Origin of the sequence: Kribbella sp. NPDC059898, from assembly GCF_042730855.1 — a bacterium.
GTDB lineage: Bacteria > Actinomycetota > Actinomycetes > Propionibacteriales > Kribbellaceae > Kribbella.
The window spans coordinates 19,110-41,450 of record NZ_JBHWKR010000025.1; the positions used below are offsets into that span (position 1 = coordinate 19,110).

Sequence of the window (22,341 nt, forward strand, 5' to 3'; positions counted from 1 at the left end):
CGCTGAGCTAACGCAACTGGCCGACTCCACCGGCGATCAGCTCGCCCGTCCACTCTGGCGTGGACGCGGATGACCTCATGGCCAGATCGGGGTCTGGCCAGTACATGCACGCCTCCAGCCCAGGTTCGGTGAGGTCCTGGCCAGGAAACAAGCTCCTGATTTCGTCGCGCGTACGGAACCAGGCGCTGCCGTGCTCGTTCACGGCCAGGTGCTTCTCGATCTGCCTGACGCGAGCGGTCCGCTCGGGGATTTCGGGATCCATGAAGTGGGAAATCACCGTGTAGGAGCCAGAAGGGAGCGCGTCGACGTAGGTCTGCATAACGCCAGCGAGCTCGGCCACGGGGCCTGGGTGGTAGTGGAGTGTGGCGGTCTGCAGTACTGCGATTGGCTGGGTGAAGTCGAGTAGGTCCCTTATGGCTGGGTGGCTGAGCAGGCTGTCGGGATCGAAGATGTCGCCCTCGACGACCGCGATGCGGTCGTTGACCTCGAGCAGGGCGCGGGCATGGGCCAGCACGATCGGATCCTGGTCGACGTACACCACCCGGGCCGTGGGTTGGAGTTTCTGGACGACGTCGTGCACATGCGCGCCGATCGGCAATCCGGGGCCACAGTCGATGTACTGGGTGACGCCGGCCTCGCCGGCAAGGTACTCGCAGGCCCGGATCAGGAAACCGGCGTTCGCCTCTGGCAGCTTGCGCAGGCCGGGCGCGACGTCGGCAAGGATCGGGGCGAGGAGTGCTCGGTCGACGGCGAAGTTGTCCCGCCCGCCGGCGAGCGCATTCCAGACTCGGGCGACCGAGAGGTCGAAGCCGATATCGGTCACGCGAGTCCGCCTCTAGCGCTGTGTCGGGGACCCGTTGTGGGTCGTGGGTTGGACCGGCGGGCGGGCGCGGACGACGTGATCAGCACGCCCACCCACCGGGTCTGATGGAGTCCTCGGCCTCGGGGAGGGGGCATCCTCACCTGGCTCGGTGGTCAGGGGGCCGGTTGAGGATGGGGCCGAGGACTCCGGTATGAGGGGGCAGAGCCGCGGGACACGGTGGGTTGAGGAGCCCATGGCGCGCACCGGGTGAGGATTCCCGGGCGGCTCTGCCCAGTTCTCAGGGCGAGCCGGCCACCTGGACGGTGGCCTGGGTGAAGTGCTCGATGTGAGCCTTCTTGGACTCGCGGCCGATCGGCTGGACGTGTGCCAGGCCCGGGACCAGGACGTGCCGTACGTCGTACCGCTCGACGGCCGCCATCAAGGCCTGGAATCCGACGCGGCCGTCGACATCGTGCTCGACGTAGATGCTGCCGAGGTGGAAGTCGGCTGCAGCGGCGTACTCGTGCAGGCGGTCCTTGGTGCGCTCCAGGTCGGCCGGGCCGAGGAGCAGTTGTTCGCAGACGTAGCCGACTACGAACGGCCGGGCCGCTGGCTGCGCGGGGGCTACTCGTCCATCCATCGGCGGAAGGTGTCGTTCAGCCGCTGCCACCAGCCGTGTGCCCGGCGTCGTACGGCGTGCGCCACCCTCGACCAGGTCCCAGGCATGATTCACGATCGCTCCCCCGGCCAGGGGGTCAGCGCTGCGAGCTCGGCGGCGGTCAGCGGGACGCAGGTGACAGGCCGATAGCGGAACTGCTGCTGCAGGTAGCCGATCGCCCGGGCCGTTGCCGCCTCGGTGCGGGTGATCTGTTCGAGGATGGCGACTTCACCCAGCCAGACCTGTACCCGGTGCGCGACCGGCGCTTCTACGACGGCCACGGTCACCGGTCGGCCTTCTGCGTGACACCGAGGTAGACGTACCAGGCGAGCGCGATCACATAGAGCGCGACGAATTCCTTGCTCACGTTCCTGTCCCCGTTCCGGCCTGCTGTGGGGCCGCCGGGGCTGAGAATGGGTAGTTGCTTCAACCCCGGCGGTGCGGCACTGGCCGGGTGCCACAAGACCCACCCTTGCCGTCACCTTATGGGCTGGTGAAGTGACACAACGTATTGATCTGCTCGCGCGGTCCGGCAGGGTAATACGGAACGTGTCAGTTGGGAACCGGGGTGTAAGGAATCGGGGCGTACCGTTGGAGGTGTCGAAGTCTCCAGGGAAGGTACGCCCCGATGTTTGAGAATACCCCGTCCGTTGGGGAGACGGTGGCTCGTCTTCGCTACCGGCGCGATTGGACACAGGAAGAGCTGGCTGAGCACGCCAGAGTGTCGGTGGCCACTGTGCGCGCGATCGAGCAAGGCGCACGCGCCGGGCGGATCAAGACGTTGGGCAAGCTGGCTCTCGCGCTTGGGGTCAGCACGTCGGACCTGCTCGCCTCGGCGAGGGGCGTGTCCGTCGTCGCCGATCGAGAGCCGGGCGGCCTGCTGGCGATCCGGCAGGTCCTCACTCCCCCGCTCGGCCTCGACGCCGGCCAAGCTGCCGACGCGGCCGAATCCGTCGACTGGCCCTACGAGCTCAGACGCGCCGAGCTGCTGTACGCCGAGGACAAGTACGACGAGGTCCTGGCCACGGTTCCCGGGCTGATCGAAGACGCCCGGGCGCTGGGATCAGGTGTGGAACTGGCCCAGGCATACCTCTACGCGGCGAACGCGCTGACCCAGGTTCGTCAGCTCGATCTGGCCAACCACGTCCTCGACAAGGCCATGGTCATCGCACAGACAGGCTCGGACGAGATGCTCGCCGCGTGGGTGGCCGGGATCCAGTGCTGGACACTGCTGCTGCAAGGCCGATTCCGCGACGTCGAGCAACTGGCCACGGTTGTTGCCGATCGCATCGAGCCCGGGATGGGCAACGACGACGTCGCCCGGCTCTCGACCTGGGGCTGGTTGATGATGAGGGCCTCTGCGGCGGCCATCCGCGACGCCAGGGTCGATGACGCAGGCGCCTATCTGCAGCACGCCCAGCGAGCCGCGGTGAAGCGCGCGGAGCGAACCAACACGAACGGGTGGGCTCCGCCGCCGGTGCAGCGCTTCTGCAGCGCCACGGTCGGGTTCAAGCAGGTGGAGAACGCCGTACTGCTCGGCGATCACGGCAAGGCCCTCGAGCTCGCCGGCGGAATCGCTCCGTCGCGGATGCCGACCGTCAACAACCTCAATCGGCACCGGCTCGATCTGGCCGCGTCCCAGCTCGCCGTACGACAGCCGGCCGCGGCCGTCGAGCAGCTGCTCGACCTCCGTCAGGCAGCACCGGAATGGATGCGCCACCAAAGCTACGCTCGCAGTGTCGTCAGGGGTCTTCAGCGCTCACGGCGGCGCGGGATCGGCGAGAGCATCGACCTCCTCGCTACGCACGTCGGGATCCCTGCATGACCTCGCGGCACGACCTCGACGACACCGGTGCCGAGCTCACGACGGAGCCACAAGACGTCGCACAGGTCGGCGAGACGCTGTCACGCCGCCGGCGCGATGCGGGCCTGACGCAGGAAGAACTCGCGGAACGCTCGCAGGTCTCGGTATCGGCGATCCGGGCGATCGAGCGTGGAGCCCGGGGTGGCCGGATCCGCACCCTGCAGCGGCTCGCACGGGCCCTTGGTGTCCGGACCAGCGATCTGATGGCGCCGGCGCGCGGTGCCGCGGTCCAGGGTGAGCAGCCTCCGGACGCGCTGCTGCCGATTCGGCGCGCGCTGTACCCGCCGCTCGGCCTCGATCTCACGACAGATCAGCCGGCCAGCCCCGATAGCTGGGACTCCACGCTTCGGTACGCCGAACGGCTCTACGCCGAGGACAAGTACGACGACGTGCTGGGCGCCGTTCCGGTGCTGCTGGAGGAAGCCCAGGCGATCCGGACAGCCGATCCCACGAACACGTTGCCAGCGGCGCAGGCCTACCTCTACGCCGCCCAGGTCCTCACTCAGGTCAGGCAACTCGATCTGGCCAACCATGCGCTCGGCAAAGCGATGGAGATCGCCCACGCATCCAGCGACGAGTTGCTCGCGGCCTGGACCGTCACGATTCAGTGCTGGACCTTGCTCCTGCAGCGCCGGTTTCCCGAGGTCGAGCAGCTCGCGATCGAGACCGCCGGCGGGATCGAACCACGCATGTCCGAGACGTCCCCGTTGAAGGTCGCGACCTGGGGGTGGTTGATGGTTCGGGCCTCAGCTGCCGCGGTCCGTGATGCGCGCGTCGACGACGCGGAGGAGTACATGCGGATGGCGCGCACCGCGGCGACCGGCCTGAACGACGCCAGCCGGAGCGAGCGGTGGATGCCGCCACCCGTGGCTGGGTTCTGCGCCGCCACGGTCGGATTCAAAGAGGTGGAGAACGCCGTACTGCTCGGCGACCACGGCAAGGCCCTCGAGCTCGCCGACCGGATCCTCCCGTCGACCATTCCCACCGCCAACAACCGGCACCGACACCAGCTGGACATCGCCGCGTCCCAGCTGGCTCTTCACAAGCCGAGCGATGCCATCGAGCAGCTGCTCGACGTACGGGAGCAAGCACCGGAGTGGATCCGGCACCAGGGCTATGCCCGCGGCCTGATCGCTGACCTCGTCGAGGCACGCCGGCGTGCGTACGCCGACGAGGTCGGGCTCCTGGCAGACCACATCGGCATCAGGCTCTGACCACAGTCCACGTTTCCCGCCCTCGCCCGGGGTTGTAGGACCACGCCGATCGAGCGCACGCTGAAAACGTGCTCACCGACGACGAGATGGCGTGGATCCGGCTGAGCCACCACGTCGACCAGCTGGAGCAGTTCCTAACCGGCGCCCCTGACGAGATCGCGCGCCGTCGTGCCGCTGGCCTTGATGAGACCCAGCTCGCTGATCTCGTCGAAGGGCTCCAGGCAATCCTGCCGGGCCTGCGCGACCTCGCTGCGGAGCATCGCGTCGTCGAGACGCTTGGGAACCTGCCCGCCGGCACCGGCCTGCACTTCGACGAGCTGGCCGCCGCGACCGGACTCACACCGGAGCGGCTCACCGACGCGCTGCGCCTCCTCGAGGACGACGGCATGCTCGGGCCCGGCCCACACTCCCGGCAGCCCCCGAAGCTCTGACCTGCGAGACGAAAACCAACCCGCCGTCAGTGAACCGAGCGAGTTGTAACGATCGCCCGGGTCGTTCCGATAGCTCCCCCAGGGGGAGGAAGCGATCTGTGATGCGACGACGCTGTCGATACAAGCCAGCCACGCCGGAGCAGTTCACCGCGGACCAGGTCCGGCGGCTGCTCGGGCTGCTCACGATCGTGGCCCGGCCGGTGGTCTGCTGTAAGGACCCGGTACGGCGGGACGACGAGCTGCTGGACCAGCTCTAGCCGGGCGGGGAGCGAGAGAGGTGTGGCGGTCCCGAAGATGGCCTCGGGACCGCCACGAGCGCACTCGTCATGCTCGGGGGGTTTGAGCATCTGTCGTAGTGCGCCGAATCGGGAGGATCAGCTCAGCGGATCGACCCAAACGTTCACTGTGGGCCGTGCCTTGGATCGCGGGCACATGGGTGGCCGGCTGTCTTCTGGCAACGCGACCCACATGTACCAGCGCCACTCCTCGGCAATCCGGATCCAGCTGCCTGCCTCGTCGGTGAAGACTTCCGAGGCGGCACGCAGGTTCGAGTAGCTGGCTGGTTTCCCGCTCTGCTTCGACCGGGCCACCACAACCAGACGCTTCCCGATGACGCTCGGCAGGTCCAGAACGCTCACGAGCTCAAGGCTTGGGCGTGGGTACTGCTTGTACCTGACGTCGGCGGGGTCGCGCAGGTCGGCGGTGAGCGCCTCAAAGGCCTCGTCGGTGAGCTCTGTGCTCTCCGACGAGGCCTGGCTGCCCTCTGCGGGCCCGTTCGGCTCGTCCGCCTTCATCCCTCCATCATGCCGTGTTCAGTCGCTCACGGGGTCACACCGTGGGCCTTGAGCCAGGTGTCGGGGTCAACGGGAACGCCGTTTTTCCGGATCTCAAGATGCAGGTGCGGGCCGGTCGTGTTGCCGCTGTTGCCAACGCGGCCGATGACTTCTCCGGCTTTGACCAACTGGCCGACCTTCACCGCCTGGTCCGACTGGTGGGCGTACCAAGATTCCACCCCATCGGTGTGCTGGATCTTGGTCAGCCGACCGTAGGGGCCTCCGTTGAGCAGGACAGCCGTCACCTGGCCGGCGGTCACCGCCTTGATCGGCGTACCGCTGGGGGCGGCGAAGTCGAGGCCAGTGTGCTTGTCCTGCCAGTTGGACCCGGAGTCGTTGAACCTGGCAGTGAGGTGGTAGGCGCCCTTGTCGACTGGCAGCACGAAGTCCCCACCACCGGAGCTGTCGCTCGCGGCGTTGCCGTACACGCTCACGTGCACGTGGTCCAGGTGCATCGAGGTCGCGTCGGTTGCTCCAGAGGGGTGGGTGTAGGGGCGCCACCCTTCCTTCTGACGCTCGACCGACCAGATCTTCGCGTTCCAGATGACGTACTTCACGCCGAGACCCTTGGCGTTGCTCACGGTGTACGCCGCGACCTGGTCGCCGAGGGCCTTCCCCTCCGGCTTCTCCCAGTCGGGAATCATCGCGTCGACGGCCCGGCCCGAGGGGTGATCCGATTGCGGGTTGGTCTCCCGCTCGCCGACGCCGCCGAAGCTGACGAGCTGCGGGAACTGCTGGTGTACGCAGCGCAGCACTCGCAGGGCATCGGGCGTGAGGCCTTCCTCTACGCCGAGGCCGGATGCCGGGCAGTTCAGTGCGTTGCCGTTGCCGCAGGTCAGCTGGCCGCCCGGGAGGTTGAGCAGTTGTCCCAGCAGCTGGCGGGCCAGCGGCTCGTGCTTGGCGTAGGCCAGGGGGTATGCGGAGTGCTGGACCGCCTGCGCCGCGACGGTGAGCGACATTGCCTGCCAGCCTTTGATGTCGACGAGACCGGGGTTCTTCGTGTGGCTGGCCAGGCCATAGAACGCCTCCGCCGCAAGTGTGGGATTGGTGATCTGCGCGATGGTCCCCCAGCCGCTGGAGGGACGCTGTTGGAACAGTCCCTGGCTGTCGCGGTCGCCCTTGTGCAGGTTGATCAGGTTGCTCTCCTGCATCGCGGTCGCGAGGGCGATCACCAGGCCGTACTCGGGGATCTTGTGGCGCTGGCCGACCGACACGATGATCGCGGCATTGCTGGTCTGCTCGGCAGTCACCTGCTCGAGCGCGCCGACGTTTGGCCGGCAGTCCGCCGTGGGTGGCGTCACGGCTTGGGCCGGGGTCCCGCCGGTCAGCAGGATCATCAGGCCGAGCGGGATGCCGATCAGGGTGACCAGGCCTCCGAGAACGAGGCCGACCAGGATCACCACGAGCAGCTTGCGAATACCCGGCTGACGTAGAACGCTCAGCAGGAACTTCGCGGTGGCCGGGTCCATTCTCGCCTCCTTATCGGGTAGTGCTCGGGGTGGGGTTCGACGGCGTGCTCGGGCCAGGCTCCACGGTGATGACCTTCCATCCCGGCCCGTCAGGGGTCAGGGTTACGTCGACGGTTTGCCCGTTCCGCAGGGAGACCCGGTATTGAGCCGACAACTCTGTCCAGGCGGTCAGCTTCGGCATGCCGTAGCGGCTGGACGCGGGCAGGGCATTGAGATCGGTGGTCGCCAGCGACGTCGCCAGAAACTCCGACGCGACCGCGCGAAGGGCCGCCAGCCGGGCGGCCGGTGGTTTACGCAGCAGCCACGCGTCAACGAATTGAGCAGCGACCATGGCTACCGCCTGGTCGGGACGCTTGGCTGTGCCGTGGTGATCAGTCCCCTCCTCCGGGGCCGACGCGGTCGGCGTACTCGATGAAGGCGAGGGCGTCACGGCGGTCTGGCTGGTCGACGGCGTCGCGGACGTCGAGGTAGCCGCCCCGCCGCCAGATGCGTCGGTCGCCTTGCGCGAGCGAGCCGCATTGCTCACCAGGAAGCTTCCAAGTATCACGGCGGCAACGAAGCAGACTGCCGTCAGGACGATGGCGAGCTTTCCCGGCCGGCGCTTCTCGGCACTGAGATCGACGTACCCATCGCTCAACCGGTCACGGGATCCCCTCACGAGCCACTCCTACCGGGCTCGTCATCCGCCGTACGGTAGATCAGCCACTCCTCGTTGCCGTTGTCGTCGAGCTGCTTCTCGGCGATCGGAACCTCGGTCTCGACGTCATCGCGGTCGTGGACCACGACGCCCGGCGAGTCACGGTAGATCGCATCGTCGCTATCGCTCCCGGCAGGCGGCTGCGCCACGAATCCGCCGCCCGGTGTGCCGCCGCCCGGCTGATCGGCATCGCCAGTACTGGACGCGGAGGATGCATCTGCGTCGGCCGATGCGCCCGTTGTTGAGGGGGCTGGCGGCAGCTCGTGTGGACCGTGGGTGTTGCTGCCCTCGACCTGAGCGTCGGCTGCCCCGCTGGCAGCGGCCGTAGCCGATCCAGCGGCTGTCGCCGGGGCCGAGTCGAGTTTGGCCGGAGCGGGGTTGAGGGCTGGCGCGGGGGGCGCCGGAGCGGGTTCGTCGTCGACGAAGACCTGCTCGTACCGGGTGTTCTTCTGCCCCTCCGACCACGCGGGCTTCGGTGTCGTTTCGACACCGTCGCCAGCGGGCTGCGGCTGCTGCGACGGCTCGGGGTCGGGAATCGGATCGATCGTCTGCTCTTCGTGCGTGACCCGTTCCTCCTGCTCCTCCTGCTCGCGCTTGGCCTCGTCCTTGCCCGCGTCATTCACACCATCGCGGGTTGCCTTGCGGGTGGTCGCGTAGTTCAGCGCCCTCTTGACCATGCCGCCGAGGTAGGAGTGGTTCGGATCCATTCCCGGGATGATCGTCTTCATCGCCCGGAACGGCTTGGTCAGCACGAACGCCGCGATCGTGACCACGATCAGGAAGAACAGCTTCATCAAGGCGTTGGTGGGGGCGCTGAGGAGACTGGCGGTCAAGATCGCGTACAGCGCGCCGGCAAAGGTGAACTTTGCGGCGTTGAACAGGGCCGATGTGAACAGGCCGAACAGCTGCTGCATCGCTGTCCACCCCTTCGGGTGGATCGCGACGATGGCAACCAGCGGGGCACCCATCACGAAACCTCGGGTCATCAGCAGCGCCATCGCGACCATGAGCATCGCAAAGAGGAAGTACAGCCCGGCCGGCCAGGAGAAGCACCCGGCGAAGATCGCGGCACCGAACCGGTTCTCGCCGGACTTGCCGGTGAGGTTCTTGTAGGCCTCCGGGTCGTTCTTCTTGATCTCCTCGGCCAGCTTTTTGAACCGGTCCGCCTTGGCCTTGTTGATCTCCTTCTGCTTCTTCTCGCTGTTGTCGCCCGCAGCGCGGATCGACTTCACGTCGGACCAGGAGTAGTGGGTGGACGCGTACAGGTCTGGCCCGTACTTGGTGGCGGTCTCCGAGTCGGACGATCCGAGCTCGCCCTTGAGCCAGGCCGGGTAGAGCACCTGGCGGTTGATCTGCTCGTCGATGCGACCGGAGCTGAACGGCGACGCGGCGGCATTGACGCCAACGCCGATGACCTTGTCGAACATGTCGTTGGCGCGGGTCGGGTACTGCAGGAAGAACACGCTGACCGTTGCCAGGAGCATGGTGATGCCGACGAGTCGGGAGGTCTCGGCGAAGTCAGCGCGACGGGCCCGCCAGACGAACCAGCAACCGAGCGCCATGACCGAGACCGGGAACCAGACCCGCCAGACCTTCGTGTCGATGTCGAGGTTCATCTGGGTGAGTGTGGAGTTCATCCAGTCGAACGGGTTTCCGGTCACGAAGCTCTTGACCGAGCTCGCGGCAACGGCGGGGATCTTCGCGCTCTCCAGGAAGAGGTTGCCGAGCTTGGTGAACATGACGCCGCCGGGATCGTTCAGCGTGTCCGAGCCGCAGCCGAGGTCGTAGGTGCCCCAGTGCGCGCCGTAGCCATAGACGTCGGTGAACGGGATCTTCGGGTCCTTGAACGGATCCGGTGTCTGGTCCGGGATCTTGCTCCAGTCGGGGTCGGTCGTCAGCCAGCCAGCGATCGTGGTGTCCGGTCCCGTGGGGGCAGGCGGGTCGCCTTCACAGATCGCCGCCGCGGGCCCGGTCTGGAGCACTACGGCGCCGGCGATCACGAACAGGCCGGCCAGCATGCGGATGAGCCACTTGCGGCGGCGTGGGCCCGCGGACGTGGCACCGCGGCGGGACAGCACCTCGAGCAGGCTGGTCATCAGGCAGCCGCCTCTCCAAGTCGGTGGACGTGCTCGTCCTCGGCGCTGAACAGCTTCTGGGCTTCGAGGACGAACTCGGGGTTCGGCACCAGCTCGGTGGCGAGCCGGGTGTGGCCGGGGGTGGTGTTGAGGGTCTCTTTGAGCTCGGGGTTCCAGCCCATGTCGATGCGGATCTTGTCCACCCGGCCGTACGGGTCGCGGTAGATGAACTCGCCGCTGCGGGATTGGCCGGCGCCGGAGGTCCCCGGTGCTGGGCGTGGCGACAGCTTCGTCGCGACGGGGGCGTACTCGGGCGAGACGCGCAGCAGTCGCATCGCCTTCTCGGCGGTCTCCGGGTCCTCCAGGCGGCCGACGAACGCGCCGCCGATCATCGCCTCAACCTTGCCGACGCCCAGGACGTCGTCGGGGTGCTGGCTCGCGGGGTAGACGGCCGTGTTCCATTTTCGGCTGTCGCGCGACAGGCGGACGAACAGGGCCCGGCCGCTGCCCCAGTTGCCCATGAAGTGGTTCTCGTCGAGGAAGATGTTCTTCCGGAGCTTCATCGACCGGCCGTAGATGAACCGGCTGGTGAAGAACGCGGCCAGGTGCAGCAGCGGCTGGGCGTAGAGCTCTTCGGTTGACCAGTCGTCGCGCGAGATGTCCGCGGACGGCAGGACGAGACCCGGCATGGAGATCACGACCAGGGTTTTGTCATCGGCGACGTTGGCGGCGATCTTCTCGTCGGCGCGGCTGGGGAAGATCAGTTCGCCGAGCGGGTACTCCGCGGCGTCGTTCAGCAGCTTGGCCACGCGCTTCGCGTGATCGTTGTTGCCCTGCTCGAGCACGTTGATCACTTGGCGCGGGTTAACGGTGGACTCGCCGCCGACCATGCGGATCGCATCGCGAAGCACCGAGTCGGTCTCGGGGTCGCGCAGGATCGCTGAAGGGAGCAGCATCCGGAAGGTGTCGAAGGCGAGCTGCTTGCGCTCGACCTGGGCCCGGGCCCGGGCCTGCATGTAGCCGCGGGAGTCGCCGGAGAAGGCGTAACCGTCCGGGTCTGGGACGAGTCCCCACGGCGCGAGCGTGCCCGGGGCTTCGTCGGTGAGGTTCAGGTGGCGTGAGTGCGGGGCCAGGGCCGGCATCTCGCAGAGCCGGGCCAGCGGGCCTGAGGGGTCGAGGATGATCGAGGGCTGGCCGCGGCGAGCCCCGTGGTAGGCGAAGGTGCCGATCAGGACAGACTTGCCGCCACCCGGCTCGGAGATGATCGGGTAGACGCCCGGGGCGTTGCCCTGTTCCGGTCCGAAGTGGCCGTCGTGGCGGACTGCTCGCCGGGCGGTCCCGATCGTGTAGCCGATGTACGGGCCGGTCGGCGTACCGACCGTCGAGCTGACGTGCGGCATGGACGCGGCCAGGTAGCCGACCGGCATCTGCCGCTGGTACCCGGTCGTGCTGTAGGGCTCGCCGGGGATGAACTCGCGCAGCAGCTCGCGCTGGCCGGCCGGGTGCGCCATCTCGATGATGTAGCGGTCGGCGTAGGTGTCGATCAGGGTCTGCACCCGGCGGATGCACTCCTCCTGGGTGTCGGCGTAGACCGCGGCCCGGACCGGGCCGACGAACCGGGCCGCGTCGCGCTGCTCGGCTTCGGTGATCTGGTCGTGGTTCTGGACGGCTTCGATGATCGCGCGGTCGACCGCTGGCGGAGGCAGTTCGCCGTGTTCGTCGTAGTGCTTGCGGATGCCCAGGGCGCGGTTGCGGTCGTACTCGGCGACCTTGGTGATCTCTCGGCCGGTCAGGATGCGGCCGGAGGCGGACCACTCGACGGGGAACTCGAGGCGGTCCGAGGCGAGCATCCAGGGGTCCCGGCCGGATTCGGGGAACTTCAGGGTCGGCATCCGGCCGACAGAGACGACCGCGACATAGCGAGTGATCTTGCGGCCGTTGACCCGGGCCCGGATTTCCACGGTGTCGCCCATCGGCGTGTACAGCCAGTCGACAGGGTCGGTGAACGCGAACAGATCCTGCTCGTCCCACACCGCGCCGGAGATGCCGGCGTGCTTGGGGACCGGCATGCCGATTCCGATGCTGCGGTGCATCAGCCACGCCATCTTCCGCGGCGTCAGCGGGGTTCCGTCGATGCCGGATCCGGCGATGAACTGGTTCATCTGGGCAACCTGATCCAGGACCTTTACGGCGTCGTTGGACAACGGCTTCGCGTCGTCGCCTTCGGCGCGCAGCTGCTGGAGTACGCCGCGGGCCGGGGTCATCCCGAGCCTGATGCCGATGGCCACCATCTTCTCGTCGACGGGGGCAGTCATCAGTCGGCGCTGCTGCAGCGCGAGGTAGTTGTTGAAGTCGTCAGCGACGCCAGGAACGTCCGGCAGGCGCGCCGGGCGGTTCGGGAAGCTGCGGTCGAACGCAGCGGGGGTGTCCTCGGCCAGCTGGCGCGCGAACTCGTAGACCGGGTACGGCTTGGGCGTCGTACGAATCCGGATCGCGTGGCCGTCGCCGCTGCCGAGGCCGGCAAGCCGGTTGGTCAGCGACTCCCACACACCGCGCCGCTGCGACAGCGTGTTGAACGCCCACTTCTGGGGCGCCATCTCGTACCACGCCCACAGGCCCGTTGTCGTCGCCTGCAGGTGGCCCACGATTTCCCTGGTCGACAGGTCCATGTGCGCTGAGCGGCGACGCGTGAAACGGGCACCCAGGCGGTTGAGGTCGAACTTCGGGATCTGCATCAGTTGATCTCTTTCCAGTCGCGCGGAATCGGGGTCACCGGACCGCGGCCCTGCGGAAACAGCTCTGCCTCAACGCGAGGGGCAAAGCTGGTCGGAACCGGAGCCATCAGCTGGTCCCGCTGCTCGGCGTCGACGTGCGTCGACGAGTTCTTCCACTCGCTCATCAGATGACGGCGATACCAGCGCAGCGGGCGGTCGTAGTCGATGTGCTTCATCACGCGCGGGGTGATCAGGTATGCAAGAGCAAAACCCCACGTCGGACCACCCATCGCCGCCAGCCAGCCGCTGGCCGGGATCAGCACGAGGACGAGCAGGACAGTCATGATCAGGCCGAGCGACAGGAACACACCCCACTGGACATAGGTCCAGTCGGCCGGCCACCTCAGCCCCTTCGGGCCCAGCCAGACCGCCCGGAGGCGGCGGGGTCCGTCGTCAGTACGTAGCTCCGGCATCGGGCGCCTACTTGTTGAAGATCAGCTTGAGGAGATCCCCGCCGAAGGCCAGGACCAGGCCGCTGCCCATCCCGATGGCGATGAAGACCATGCCGATCACGGAGATCAGGCTCGTTTGGGCGACGTCGGAGATCTGCGCCTTCTTCGACTTACCCATGATCGAGATCCCGATGAACATGCTGAGCAGACCTGCTATCACGATCAGGAAGGCCTGAATCCCGTTGACGTTCAACATCTTGCGTTCCTCCTGCTATGAACGAGCTTGTCCAGTAGGTTACATGCAACAACTTCATTGTACGTGACCAGCCTGCCGATTGCACCCCCTGTACGGTACGAACCGCCACCGACAAGAGACCGGCTGTTACCGGGGGATGTTGGTGAGACGCGGCACCTCCCTTGACGTGACGAAGGCCCCACCTGGTCGACCAGGTGGGGCCTTCGCCGCCGGAGACTCCCGGCAACGATTTCCAACAACAGTCCTCAGCAGAGGCAGCAGTACTGGCGACTCCAGCAGCGCTTCACCACAACCGACCCGAGCAGGCCCCCGAGCACGCTCACCCCGATAACGCCGGCGGAGTACGCACCGACGCAGAACCATGCGGCCAGGCCCAGCGGCGCAGCCACCAACAGCGACACCAGCTGGACCAGTGTCCAGGACCTCACCACGGCAGGGCCCAGGACTGATCAGCCACTACCGCACTGTAAGAGAGACTCGACACGATCCGCGCCTCAATTCCACGCATTTGCAGCTTCCTGCAATCAGATTGAGTTGCTTCCGGCAAGGATCTCACCCCTTTGCCTTACGCAACCGGTGGAACGAGTCATCGGGGTCCAGGTCGTACACCTGCGACTGCCCATCGACCTTCAGCTCAACCCGGATCACAGGATCACCGGTGAAGTCGTCCTCCGCCTCTTCAGGCACGGCAACGACGATGGCGTGTGCCATTTCCGCCACGCTGATCACGTCCCCCACCTTCAGATCGGACGGTTTCACCGGATCCCAGATGTGGCCCTCGGCATCGGTCTCGACAGAGACAGGCGCCGGCGTGAACTCGGCCGGCACGTCCTGAACCACGTCCTGAACCACGTCCTGGACAGCAGCGCTCGACGCGGTCTCCTCATCACCGGACGGCGAGGGAGACACCGGCACCCCGGCCGGGGCATCGGCTGGACCAGGCTTCTCCTCGAGCTCGCCACGCTGCCGCCGTCGGCCAATACGGTCGAGGTCGACCGATCCGCTGCCGGATCCGAATCCGTACCCAGCCCGCTTCCGCAGACCCATCGCCGCGGCCTCGATGCTTCGGGTCTCAGCCGAGGCATCACCCATATCCATGTCGGAGACGTCCGGCGCGACCTCTGTGAGCGCTTCCTGAAACTCCTGGCTGAGCAGCTCGGCGTCCGAGATGTAGACGCCCTTGTAGCGGATCGGGAAGCCGACCCCGACCTCCCGGCCGCGGTGGAACCGGGCGCCGTTGGTCATGCCCTCGCCGACCTTGTTGATCGGGATGACACCGGTCTGGCGGTCGCCCCAGATCTGCTCGGAGCCGATCGGGGACATCGAGCCCATCGACGTGCGGTTCGGGAAGTTGTCGCGCATCTGGGTGTTGTCGCCGAAGTTCTCCTGGTCGGCGCGCTGCATGCCCTGCAGGAGGTGCATCCTGGCTGACCGAGCCAGCTGGGCGATCTCCTTGAGCATGTCCGCGTGCGGTGGTGTCTTCGACGTGGCGCTGCCCTTGCCCCACTTGGCTACCAGGTCCTCCTTGTCGTCCTTCGAGAGCTGCTGCCACCAGGTGGTCAGGTCTTCGAGGTTCTGGGTCACCTCGTCGATGACGATCTGCATGTAGCGCCGATCGAGCTCGGACAGCTCCGGCAGATCGATCTCCATGTGCGGGTGCATCTCTTGGAGCTTGATCAGCGCCCGGGCACTAACCCGGCGATGCATCTGCTTCCACACCGCTGCGATGACCTCGGCCCGGTCTTCGGCCGACGTCGCGACAGCCGCGACACCTGGCATCCCGAGGAAGACGACCCAGTCCTCCGGCTTCGGGGCGATCACGACCTGGATCACGCCCTGCAGCATGAGCGAGGCCATCTGCGCCTTCATCGTCTCGGTCTTGCCGGTGCCGGTCGGGCCGACGACCAGGCCGTGCGGCTGACGCGAGCCGAGCTCGTGCCCGACGATGTGACCTTCCTCGGTGACGCCGTACACGCCAATCGGGGCCGACCCGTAGACGACGTCCTCCCAGAAGGACGGCCGTTGCCACTTCACAGGGTGCGGCAAAACCGGGACCGCCCGGAGAACGACCCGACGCTCCTGGGTGTGCCACTCCGAGCGCCACTGGCCACCGAACCGCTGGGTCACCTTCAACAGAACCCGGCCACGCCAGTTCGGGCTGATGTCCCGGTTTGTTTCGCCGTACCGCAGGGTGATCTCGCTCATCTCCCCTGATGGTGTGCGCCCGGTCACCTCGACCTGAGCATCGGGCACGAGCCCGTCGAGGGCCACGAACAGCCGACCTTCGTCGGTCGCCAGGATCTCTTGGGCCTGTCGCTCGACCTCTTCCGCGGCCAGACGCTCGGCCTCCTCAGCGGCCAGGCGCTCCATCTCGGCCTGCTCCTCGGCTGCGACCCGGGCTGCCTCATCAGCAGCGACGGCTCCCAGGTGCTGGTCGACCGCCTCTGCTGAGGGCACGGTTACCCTGGCCCAGCGGTCGAGCGAGGTCGGCCACTCCACCTCGAGGTACGGCACCGCGAGCCGCAGCTCGAGCGCGGATTGGAGCTTCAGCCGCCACTCGGGTACGTGGTCCTGCGTCGCCGCGGTCAACGACCACTCGAACCGCACCGGTCGTACGCCGCGCCAGCGGCGCACGACGAGGGACCGCTGCGGCCAATCGGCCGGCATCAGACCCCCGACGACCGCTACCAGGAGCCGGACCTGCTCCGCACGTCGACGCTCACGTCGACGTAGCCACCACCGGGCGACCAAGCCCGCGAGCAGGACAGTGACCACCACCGGTAGCCAGCTCAGCGCGACCTCCAGCACGTTGGCCGCTCCCCGGCCAACCGACTCGGCCTTGTCGCCGACCGGCCCGCCGGCACCTCGTACCAAGGGCCACAACAGCTTCAGCAAGGCCGCGGCGCCAGCGGTTCCCAGAATCAGGAACGCCATGCCGACCCATTCCGGCATCGGCCCCCGGCCCTCCCTGGCCGCGGATACACGCCGCGTCGACTCACGCGGTCGAGACTCCCGCACCCGGGCGGGCCGATCGCCACCGCGGCTACTGCCCGCCTCAGCCCTCTCAGCGGAACGAGCGCCACCGCGGCTACTGCCCGCCGCAGCCCTCTCAGCGGAACGCACACCGTCTTCCCGAGACATCACGACCTCCCAATCAGACTGCACGACGTCCTACGAGACACGCTCAACTCCACCACTGTCTGTAACTGACCGTGGCAAACCGCGGACCTGGACAGCACGATCCGGCAGCCGGAGGCAGCGGCCCCGATCGGCACCAGGCTCGACGCCCTCATGACCTCGTCGAGGCCCCCTCAGAGCGACCGTCAGGCGGCGGCGAACACGTTACCTGGGCGAGCTCCTTGGAAGCCTTCAAACGAACGCAAAGAAGGCATCTATTGCAAGTCATGCTTGCCCCTCACTTGACTCCCCGGGTAGGATTGCTCCGGCTGGCGTGGTTCTCAGCGAGGTTCCGACAGCCGGACCATCCAAAACCGGTGCGTCCGTTCGGGTTTTTCCAGCCCCGCTCAGCCATCCTTCTCCCCCTCTTCCGCGCGCCGCCTCGAGTGCTTCTTCTGCTGGAAGTCACGGAGCCGCTCGACCCCCTCGGCACTCGGCCCGGTCGGCAGCTTGGCCGGCGCCGGAGGGAACGGCTTACCGCCGTTCAGTACCCGCTCCCCCTCGAGAATCACCCACCACATCCCCCGCTCAACGCCACCGGCGACCGATGGCAGAACGTAACTGGGGTCCACTTCCTCCCCCCGCTGGATCTCAGCCAGCACCGAGGCGCGCCCCCAGTACGCCAACGCACGCAACCGATCCTTCGCTGCCTCGGAGATGTAGAAGGACTGCTGCACCCGCTTGCCCTGGGAGGCCTCTTCAACAGCGGCCATGACCTCGGACATCGACACCACCTCTTCTGCCTGGCCGGCGGAATCAGACGACCCCGGACCTTCACCGGACGACTTGTCAGTTGGCGACACCATCAGCTCCATTCGAGACGCAACTACCCGTTACGACCCTAGTTGCATTAAACCTGTGTGTCCAACCTGACCAGCCTAAATTTTGATCAGATTCTCAACAGCCTGAGGCTGGAGCTGGGTGGCCACTGGTCCTTGGCCGGCTGACCGGCCAGTGGCCGCCGCTGACCGGCCACCCTATGGCCAGACCGACGAAGTCCGCGAGGGACAGGCGGGCAACCAGGTTGTCCGTGGCCGGGTGGCCGGGTGGCCGGGTGGCCGGTGGCCGGGTGGCCGCCTGGCCGGTGGCCGGTGCGTGGCCGGTGGCCGGTGCGTGGCCGGTGGCCGGGTGGCCGCCTGGCCGGTGGTCCGGTGCGTGGCCGGTGGCCGGTGACTGGTGCGTGGCCGGTGGCCGGGTGGCCGCCTGGCCGGTGGCCGGTGGCCGGTGACCGGTGCGTGGCCGGTGGCCGGGTGGCCGCCTGGCCGGTGGTCCGGTGCGTGGCCGGTGGCCGGCGCCCTGGCCGGTGGCCGCCTGGCCGGTGGCCGGCGCCTGGCCGGTGACCGGCGCCTGGCCGGTGGCCGCCTGGCCGGTGGTCCGGTGCGTGGCCGGTGGCCGGCGCCCTGGCCGGTGGCCGCCTGGCCGGTGACCGGTGCGTGGCCGGTGGCCGGCGCCCTGGCCGGTGGCCGCCTGGCCGGTGACCGGCGCGTGGCCGGCGCCTGGCCGGGTGGCCGGGTGGCCGGCGCGTGGCCGGTGGCCGGGTGGCCGGGTGGCCGGGTGGCCGGGTGGCCGCCTGGCCGGTGGCCGGTGGCCGGTGGCCGGTGGCCGGTGGCCGGCGCGTGGCCGGTGACCGCGCCTGGCCGGGTGGCCGGGTGGCCGGTGACCGGTGACCGCCGCCTGGCCGGTGGCCGGGTGGCCGGGTGACCGGGTGGCCGGTGACCGGCGCGTGGCCGGTGACCGCGCCTGGCCGGGTGGCCGGTGACCGGCGCGTGGCCGGCGCGTGGCCGGTGACCGGGTGGCCGGCGCGTGGCCGGTGACCGCGCCTGGCCGGGTGGCCGGTGACCGGCGCGTGGCCGGCGCGTGGCCGGTGACCGGGTGGCCGGTGGCCGCTTGGCCGGTGGCCGGGTGACCCGGTGACCGGTGGCCGGCGCGTGGCCGGTGACCGCGCCTGGCCGGGTGGCCGGGTGGCCGGGTGGCCGGGTGGCCGGGTGGCCGCCTGACCGGGTGACCGACCCAGAACGGCCAAGGGTCCGGGGCATTGCCCCGGACCCTTGGCAGAGATGCTCAGCGGTACTTAGTTCACGGCTTGCAGGTTCCGACGCCGGTTCGCACCGCGATCCTTCTTCCACTCCTGGATACGCCGGCGCGCTGTGCGCTCCTTCATCCGCAGCTCGGGGTGCTCCTGGAGCAGCCGGGAGTTCACGGTTTTCCCCTCGGCTGCCCAGGAGTCGAGCAGCTCGAACACCTTCTCAAGCGTCCACGGCGCCGGGAGCTCCTCGCCTGGCTCAGCCTCCTGACTGGCCATGGCATCGGCATCACCATCGGTCTGGGCCGGCTCAGCGGGACTTGCCTCGGAGCCCTCGGCCGCCTGCGACATCCCCGCCGACGCGTTGGCCCCGACCGGTGCCGCGGCGTGGTCCTTGGTCGAGTCCACGTCCCCGGCCACCGCCGGATCGACAACCTCGCTCTCGGCATGATCCGACGTCGCCTCCGGACCGTCGCCCCGGGGACCGCCTTCCGGCGGGTCCGTGTCGGGATCCATCGCCGAAGTCGCCTCAGCTCCAGCGGTCGGCGCGGGCGGGAGCTCTGGGCGGTGCCCGCCCGGGCGGAGAACCTCGCTGAGCCGGTCGACGGTTCCTTCGTAATCGAGGCGGTCCTTCAGCATGTCGGTCAGGATCTGCATGTCGTAGGTCGCTGTGGCGATCCGGGCACCTCGCGGCCCGTACTTCTCCCCCTGCTCGGCCTCGATCAGGTCGGAGATGTGCTCCTTGATCGCCGTGTCACGTTGCTCGGCCTCGATCTGAGCCTCGGCGGCGCGGATGCTCTCGTACAAGCCAAGGCCATGCTCGAGCGCGAGCGACCGCGCCCTCCAGGTCACGAGGGGGTGCTGCAGCCACCGAATGAGCCCGTACACGGGGGCGGTCTGAGAGAGCATGCGCCGTCGACGAAGCGCATCGCGGCGGCGAGCGCTGCTGTGAGCGAGCCACAGGATGTAGGCGAACGCCGACAGGCCTGCGAAGCAGAACCCGATGAACCTCTGCGAGTTCCAGTGGCCAGCCAGGTTCACCACGACGGCGGCGAGCGCTGACAGGATCGAGAGGGTCCGGTAGACGTACGCGGTCTCCCCCAGCCGACGCCGTACGTCGGCCAGGCCGGCGGTCGCGACGCCGCCGAGCTCCAGGACCGCGACGGCCGGGGTGACCAGGGCGATCTTGGCCGCGATCGGAAAGGCGTCGGGCCAGCTGATGTGTTCCACGCCTGCCCACACCTGACCGGTGAGCGCGGCCACGGCCGCGGTGGCGTAGAAGGTGTACGCGATCTTGTCCGCCGAGGTGATGGGCACACTGGGCGCTTCGTCGGGCGGCGCGAGGGTGACCGTGTGTGTGGGATTGGTGGACGGCTCTCCAGCCTGGAGGCCGCTGGTAGCGGTGGCGGGTGAGTTCGTCATCATGTGTTGTAAGGCTCCCATTTTCTAGCGTGCTGCTTGGTGGGGGTCTAGGGCTGTCGAGGCTCGCTACAGCTTCGGCAGCCCGCAGCGCTTCACGTTGAAGGCGTGAAACGCATGCCTTTCACGTATTCAGCTGCCAAGCGGGCGGCCGGTGCGGAACTTGCCGGTGAAGGCCTTGTACGGCTCGCCGTCGTTGAACTCCTCGGCGAGGCGCTGGTTCTCCCGGATCAGGGCCGATTCGACGAGCTCGGCCAGACTCCGGGGCCCGCCGTACGGCGCGGTGAACATCACGACCGCCCGCGACTGCGCGAGCACCTCCTCCGGGATACGGGTCGAGAACTGCACCTCGGGGCCACGCTTGCCCTTGGGCTCGTCTGCCGGCGGGGTGGGCGTCTTTCGCGGGGCCTTGCGCTTCGCCGCGGGCTTGGGCTGCTCGACCTCCGCCGCACCCGCGGCCTCAGCCTCGCTGACAGGCGGCGTCGCGTTGGCTTCCGGCTCGGTCGACGGTGCTGTTGCCGGCGTGCTCGCAGCCGACGTGTCCGGCGCGGGACTGGCTGGCGCCGACGCAGCGGGGGCAGGAGTCGTGGCCGGCTGCTGGACAGGCGTGGTCAGCAGGGGCTCTACGTTGGCGGTCAGACGGCTGCCGGGATCGCCGGGGGTCGGCCGGGTACGTACGGGTTTGGCGCTCATGCCGCCTTCTCCTCCTGGGTGAGTTCGTCCAGCTTCTCGGCCAGCTTGTTCATCTTTTCGAGGAGTTCTCGCGGGCGAGCGGCTCCTCCGTAGGCCTGCAGTGGGGCAGCCGCGTCGGTCGCGTCCTTGGCTACGGCCCAGGCCGGGATCGGCGGATCCCAGATCGGAACGTCGGCGAATGACTCGGGGAGGCCGTCGAGCTGGAACTTGTGACCGGCAATGCGCTGGTCGTAGTTGTCCACGATCACGCCGCGCAGTCTTAGGTGGGGGTTACCCAGGCCGATCGCGGCGTTGTCTCTGACGAAGCTGTAGTAGCGCAGGGCACCCTGGACGTCGTCGTACTCCGGTTTGGTCACGACCAGTGCGTGGTCGGAGGCCGCAAGGCTCATCTGGGTCAGGTGACCGAGGCTCGGGGGGCAGTCGATGAGGACAAGGTCGTACTCGTCGTCGACGCCGTCCAGCACGACGTCCAGGCGCTGCATGGCCCCAATCACGCCGGCTTCACTGATCCGGTTCTCGAGGTAGTAGCTGGACGGGATCAGGTCGATCCGTTTCGCGACCTCGTGATCCCAGCCGCAGGGCACGATGACATCGGCGGCGAGACCGGGGCTGGCTTGCCGGAGCGCCTCGGCGATCGTCGGCAACGGGTTGTTGGGATCAGAGTTGAACCCAAGGCGGCGCGTCGCGTTGGCCTGGGGGTCCATGTCGATAACGAGCACTCGACGCTCCCGGGCGCTCATGACCGCGGCCAGCTGGGTGGTCACAAAGGTCTTGCCTGTGCCGCCCTTGTTGTTCCCGAAGCACACCCTCCGGCGCTTAGGCATCGGACTCGCCCTTCAGGTTGAGGGCCGGCCGCGTGGCGTCGCCGCGTCGGTCCGCAAGGTCGACCACGATGAGATCGTCCGTGCCGGCGCGCAGCTCCTGAACGTACGCGGAGAGGCGGATGGTGGCGCTGGTCTTACCCCCGGCGCCCTGGCTGTTTCCCGGCGCCAGCAGGCGCGGAGGCGAAGTAGACATGAAACGCATTCCTTTCTGGTGTTACTAGCCATGATTGCATACCAGGGAACGAACGCATAGCTTGCATGTCATACTTTCGTTGCTTCGATTGTGTGGCTTCCTTGCCTTACAGTCGTTGCTGTGCTTTCAGATGTTGCATCCGTTGCATGCGTAGCCTTCCTTACTTGACTTACTTGACTTGCTTGTCTTGCATGTGTTACTTGCCTTGCATGCCTAGCGTCCCTTGAGGGCTTTACTTGACTTGAGTGGGTTACTTGCTTTACATGCTTCGCGTGCGTAACAGGTCTTCCATGCTTTGCATGCGTTGAAGGTCTTGATTAGCTTTCGTGTCTTGCTGGTCTTGCATGGGTTGCGGTCGTTGCAAGGCTTACAGGCCTTGCGTGCGTTGCTTGGGTTGCACGGCTTCCAAGCCTTCCAAGCGATCCATGCGTTCCTGGCGTTGGTTGGGTTGCTGGCCTTCAGGTGCGTTCCGGGCGCCCCCCTCCGGGCTTGCTCCCGGTCCGGATCCTCTGGTCGGATCAATCCGTTGGAGTCGGGAGCAAGTCGG

General features: G+C 67.8%; 23 protein-coding genes. 6 read left to right on the forward strand and 17 right to left on the reverse strand.

The window, feature by feature from the left end:
* Nucleotides 1-7: 7 nt before the first annotated feature.
* From ACFV9C_RS42070 to ACFV9C_RS42085, 4 genes are all read right to left on the reverse strand, one after another.
* Nucleotides 8-823, reverse strand: a complete 816-nt coding sequence (locus ACFV9C_RS42070) for an SAM-dependent methyltransferase (RefSeq protein WP_380203197.1) — start codon at nucleotides 821-823, stop codon at nucleotides 8-10.
* 277 nt (nucleotides 824-1,100) lie between these two features.
* Entirely contained in the window at nucleotides 1,101-1,442 is a 342-nt protein-coding gene (locus tag ACFV9C_RS42075; protein WP_380203199.1) for a recombinase family protein, read from the reverse strand.
* Between the two features lie 89 nt (nucleotides 1,443-1,531).
* Complete coding sequence (locus ACFV9C_RS42080; protein WP_380203201.1) at nucleotides 1,532-1,747, reverse strand: hypothetical protein; 216 nt, start codon at nucleotides 1,745-1,747, stop codon at nucleotides 1,532-1,534.
* The gene (locus tag ACFV9C_RS42085) at nucleotides 1,744-1,890 is read right to left on the reverse strand and encodes a hypothetical protein (RefSeq protein ID WP_380203203.1); all 147 of its coding nucleotides are present in this window, start codon (nucleotides 1,888-1,890) and stop codon (nucleotides 1,744-1,746) included. The genes ACFV9C_RS42080 and ACFV9C_RS42085 overlap by 4 nt, the downstream gene beginning before the upstream one ends.
* A gap of 198 nt (nucleotides 1,891-2,088) precedes the next feature.
* Between ACFV9C_RS42085 and ACFV9C_RS42090 the strand changes: the two genes are divergently transcribed.
* The 4 genes from ACFV9C_RS42090 (at nucleotide 2,089) to ACFV9C_RS42105 (ending at nucleotide 5,226) form a co-directional block, all read left to right on the forward strand.
* A complete protein-coding gene (locus ACFV9C_RS42090) occupies nucleotides 2,089-3,285 on the forward strand; it encodes a helix-turn-helix domain-containing protein (protein ID WP_380203205.1) in 1,197 nt (398 codons plus the stop codon).
* Complete coding sequence (locus ACFV9C_RS42095) at nucleotides 3,282-4,538, forward strand: helix-turn-helix domain-containing protein (RefSeq protein WP_380203207.1); 1,257 nt, start codon at nucleotides 3,282-3,284, stop codon at nucleotides 4,536-4,538. Before ACFV9C_RS42090 ends, ACFV9C_RS42095 begins: the two co-directional genes overlap by 4 nt.
* A gap of 68 nt (nucleotides 4,539-4,606) precedes the next feature.
* Nucleotides 4,607-4,969, forward strand: coding sequence for a hypothetical protein (locus tag ACFV9C_RS42100; RefSeq protein ID WP_380203210.1), 363 nt, complete (start codon nucleotides 4,607-4,609; stop codon nucleotides 4,967-4,969).
* 101 nt (nucleotides 4,970-5,070) lie between these two features.
* Complete coding sequence (locus ACFV9C_RS42105; RefSeq protein ID WP_380203212.1) at nucleotides 5,071-5,226, forward strand: hypothetical protein; 156 nt, start codon at nucleotides 5,071-5,073, stop codon at nucleotides 5,224-5,226.
* A gap of 117 nt (nucleotides 5,227-5,343) precedes the next feature.
* Here ACFV9C_RS42105 and ACFV9C_RS42110 read toward each other — a convergent pair whose 3' ends face one another.
* The 9 genes from ACFV9C_RS42110 to ACFV9C_RS42150 all read right to left on the reverse strand — a co-directional run bounded on the left by ACFV9C_RS42110 (nucleotide 5,344) and on the right by ACFV9C_RS42150 (nucleotide 17,457).
* The gene (locus ACFV9C_RS42110) at nucleotides 5,344-5,763 is read right to left on the reverse strand and encodes a hypothetical protein (RefSeq protein WP_380203214.1); all 420 of its coding nucleotides are present in this window, start codon (nucleotides 5,761-5,763) and stop codon (nucleotides 5,344-5,346) included.
* Nucleotides 5,764-5,789: 26 nt separating this feature from the next.
* Nucleotides 5,790-7,271: a M23 family metallopeptidase gene (locus ACFV9C_RS42115; RefSeq protein ID WP_380203216.1), complete on the reverse strand. Its 1,482-nt coding sequence runs from the start codon at nucleotides 7,269-7,271 to the stop codon at nucleotides 5,790-5,792.
* Nucleotides 7,272-7,281: 10 nt separating this feature from the next.
* Nucleotides 7,282-7,908, reverse strand: coding sequence for a hypothetical protein (locus tag ACFV9C_RS42120; RefSeq protein ID WP_380203218.1), 627 nt, complete (start codon nucleotides 7,906-7,908; stop codon nucleotides 7,282-7,284).
* A gap of 17 nt (nucleotides 7,909-7,925) precedes the next feature.
* Nucleotides 7,926-10,064, reverse strand: coding sequence for a hypothetical protein (locus ACFV9C_RS42125; RefSeq protein ID WP_380203220.1), 2,139 nt, complete (start codon nucleotides 10,062-10,064; stop codon nucleotides 7,926-7,928).
* Entirely contained in the window at nucleotides 10,064-12,778 is a 2,715-nt protein-coding gene (locus ACFV9C_RS42130) for an ATP-binding protein (RefSeq protein ID WP_380203222.1), read from the reverse strand. Before ACFV9C_RS42130 ends, ACFV9C_RS42125 begins: the two co-directional genes overlap by 1 nt.
* The gene (locus ACFV9C_RS42135; RefSeq protein WP_380203224.1) at nucleotides 12,778-13,230 is read right to left on the reverse strand and encodes a hypothetical protein; all 453 of its coding nucleotides are present in this window, start codon (nucleotides 13,228-13,230) and stop codon (nucleotides 12,778-12,780) included. The genes ACFV9C_RS42130 and ACFV9C_RS42135 overlap by 1 nt, the downstream gene beginning before the upstream one ends.
* Nucleotides 13,231-13,237: 7 nt before the next feature.
* On the reverse strand, nucleotides 13,238-13,465 hold the full coding sequence (locus ACFV9C_RS42140; RefSeq protein WP_380203226.1) for a hypothetical protein: 228 nt from the start codon (nucleotides 13,463-13,465) through the stop codon (nucleotides 13,238-13,240).
* Nucleotides 13,466-14,017: 552 nt separating this feature from the next.
* Nucleotides 14,018-16,417 carry a type IV secretory system conjugative DNA transfer family protein gene (locus ACFV9C_RS42145; RefSeq protein ID WP_380203228.1) on the reverse strand — a complete coding sequence of 800 codons (2,400 nt, stop codon included), beginning with the start codon at nucleotides 16,415-16,417 and terminating at the stop codon, nucleotides 14,018-14,020.
* A 572-nt stretch (nucleotides 16,418-16,989) separates the two neighbouring features.
* Nucleotides 16,990-17,457: a hypothetical protein gene (locus tag ACFV9C_RS42150; RefSeq protein WP_380203230.1), complete on the reverse strand. Its 468-nt coding sequence runs from the start codon at nucleotides 17,455-17,457 to the stop codon at nucleotides 16,990-16,992.
* 215 nt (nucleotides 17,458-17,672) lie between these two features.
* Here ACFV9C_RS42150 and ACFV9C_RS42155 point away from each other — a divergent pair, with 215 nt between their 5' ends.
* Nucleotides 17,673-17,870, forward strand: coding sequence for a hypothetical protein (locus ACFV9C_RS42155; RefSeq protein WP_380203232.1), 198 nt, complete (start codon nucleotides 17,673-17,675; stop codon nucleotides 17,868-17,870).
* The gene (locus ACFV9C_RS42160; protein WP_380203234.1) at nucleotides 17,867-18,343 is read left to right on the forward strand and encodes a hypothetical protein; all 477 of its coding nucleotides are present in this window, start codon (nucleotides 17,867-17,869) and stop codon (nucleotides 18,341-18,343) included. Before ACFV9C_RS42155 ends, ACFV9C_RS42160 begins: the two co-directional genes overlap by 4 nt.
* A 370-nt stretch (nucleotides 18,344-18,713) precedes the next feature.
* Here the strand turns inward: ACFV9C_RS42160 and ACFV9C_RS42165 are convergent, their stop codons facing one another.
* The 4 genes from ACFV9C_RS42165 to ACFV9C_RS42180 all read right to left on the reverse strand — a co-directional run bounded on the left by ACFV9C_RS42165 (nucleotide 18,714) and on the right by ACFV9C_RS42180 (nucleotide 21,794).
* The gene (locus ACFV9C_RS42165) at nucleotides 18,714-19,982 is read right to left on the reverse strand and encodes a hypothetical protein (protein ID WP_380203236.1); all 1,269 of its coding nucleotides are present in this window, start codon (nucleotides 19,980-19,982) and stop codon (nucleotides 18,714-18,716) included.
* A gap of 234 nt (nucleotides 19,983-20,216) precedes the next feature.
* Complete coding sequence (locus tag ACFV9C_RS42170) at nucleotides 20,217-20,777, reverse strand: hypothetical protein (protein ID WP_380203238.1); 561 nt, start codon at nucleotides 20,775-20,777, stop codon at nucleotides 20,217-20,219.
* Nucleotides 20,774-21,601 (reverse strand): ParA family protein, encoded by an 828-nt coding sequence (locus ACFV9C_RS42175; protein WP_380203240.1) that lies wholly within the window; start codon nucleotides 21,599-21,601, stop codon nucleotides 20,774-20,776. Before ACFV9C_RS42175 ends, ACFV9C_RS42170 begins: the two co-directional genes overlap by 4 nt.
* On the reverse strand, nucleotides 21,594-21,794 hold the full coding sequence (locus tag ACFV9C_RS42180) for a hypothetical protein (RefSeq protein ID WP_380203242.1): 201 nt from the start codon (nucleotides 21,792-21,794) through the stop codon (nucleotides 21,594-21,596). Before ACFV9C_RS42180 ends, ACFV9C_RS42175 begins: the two co-directional genes overlap by 8 nt.
* Nucleotides 21,795-22,341 lie beyond the last annotated feature (547 nt).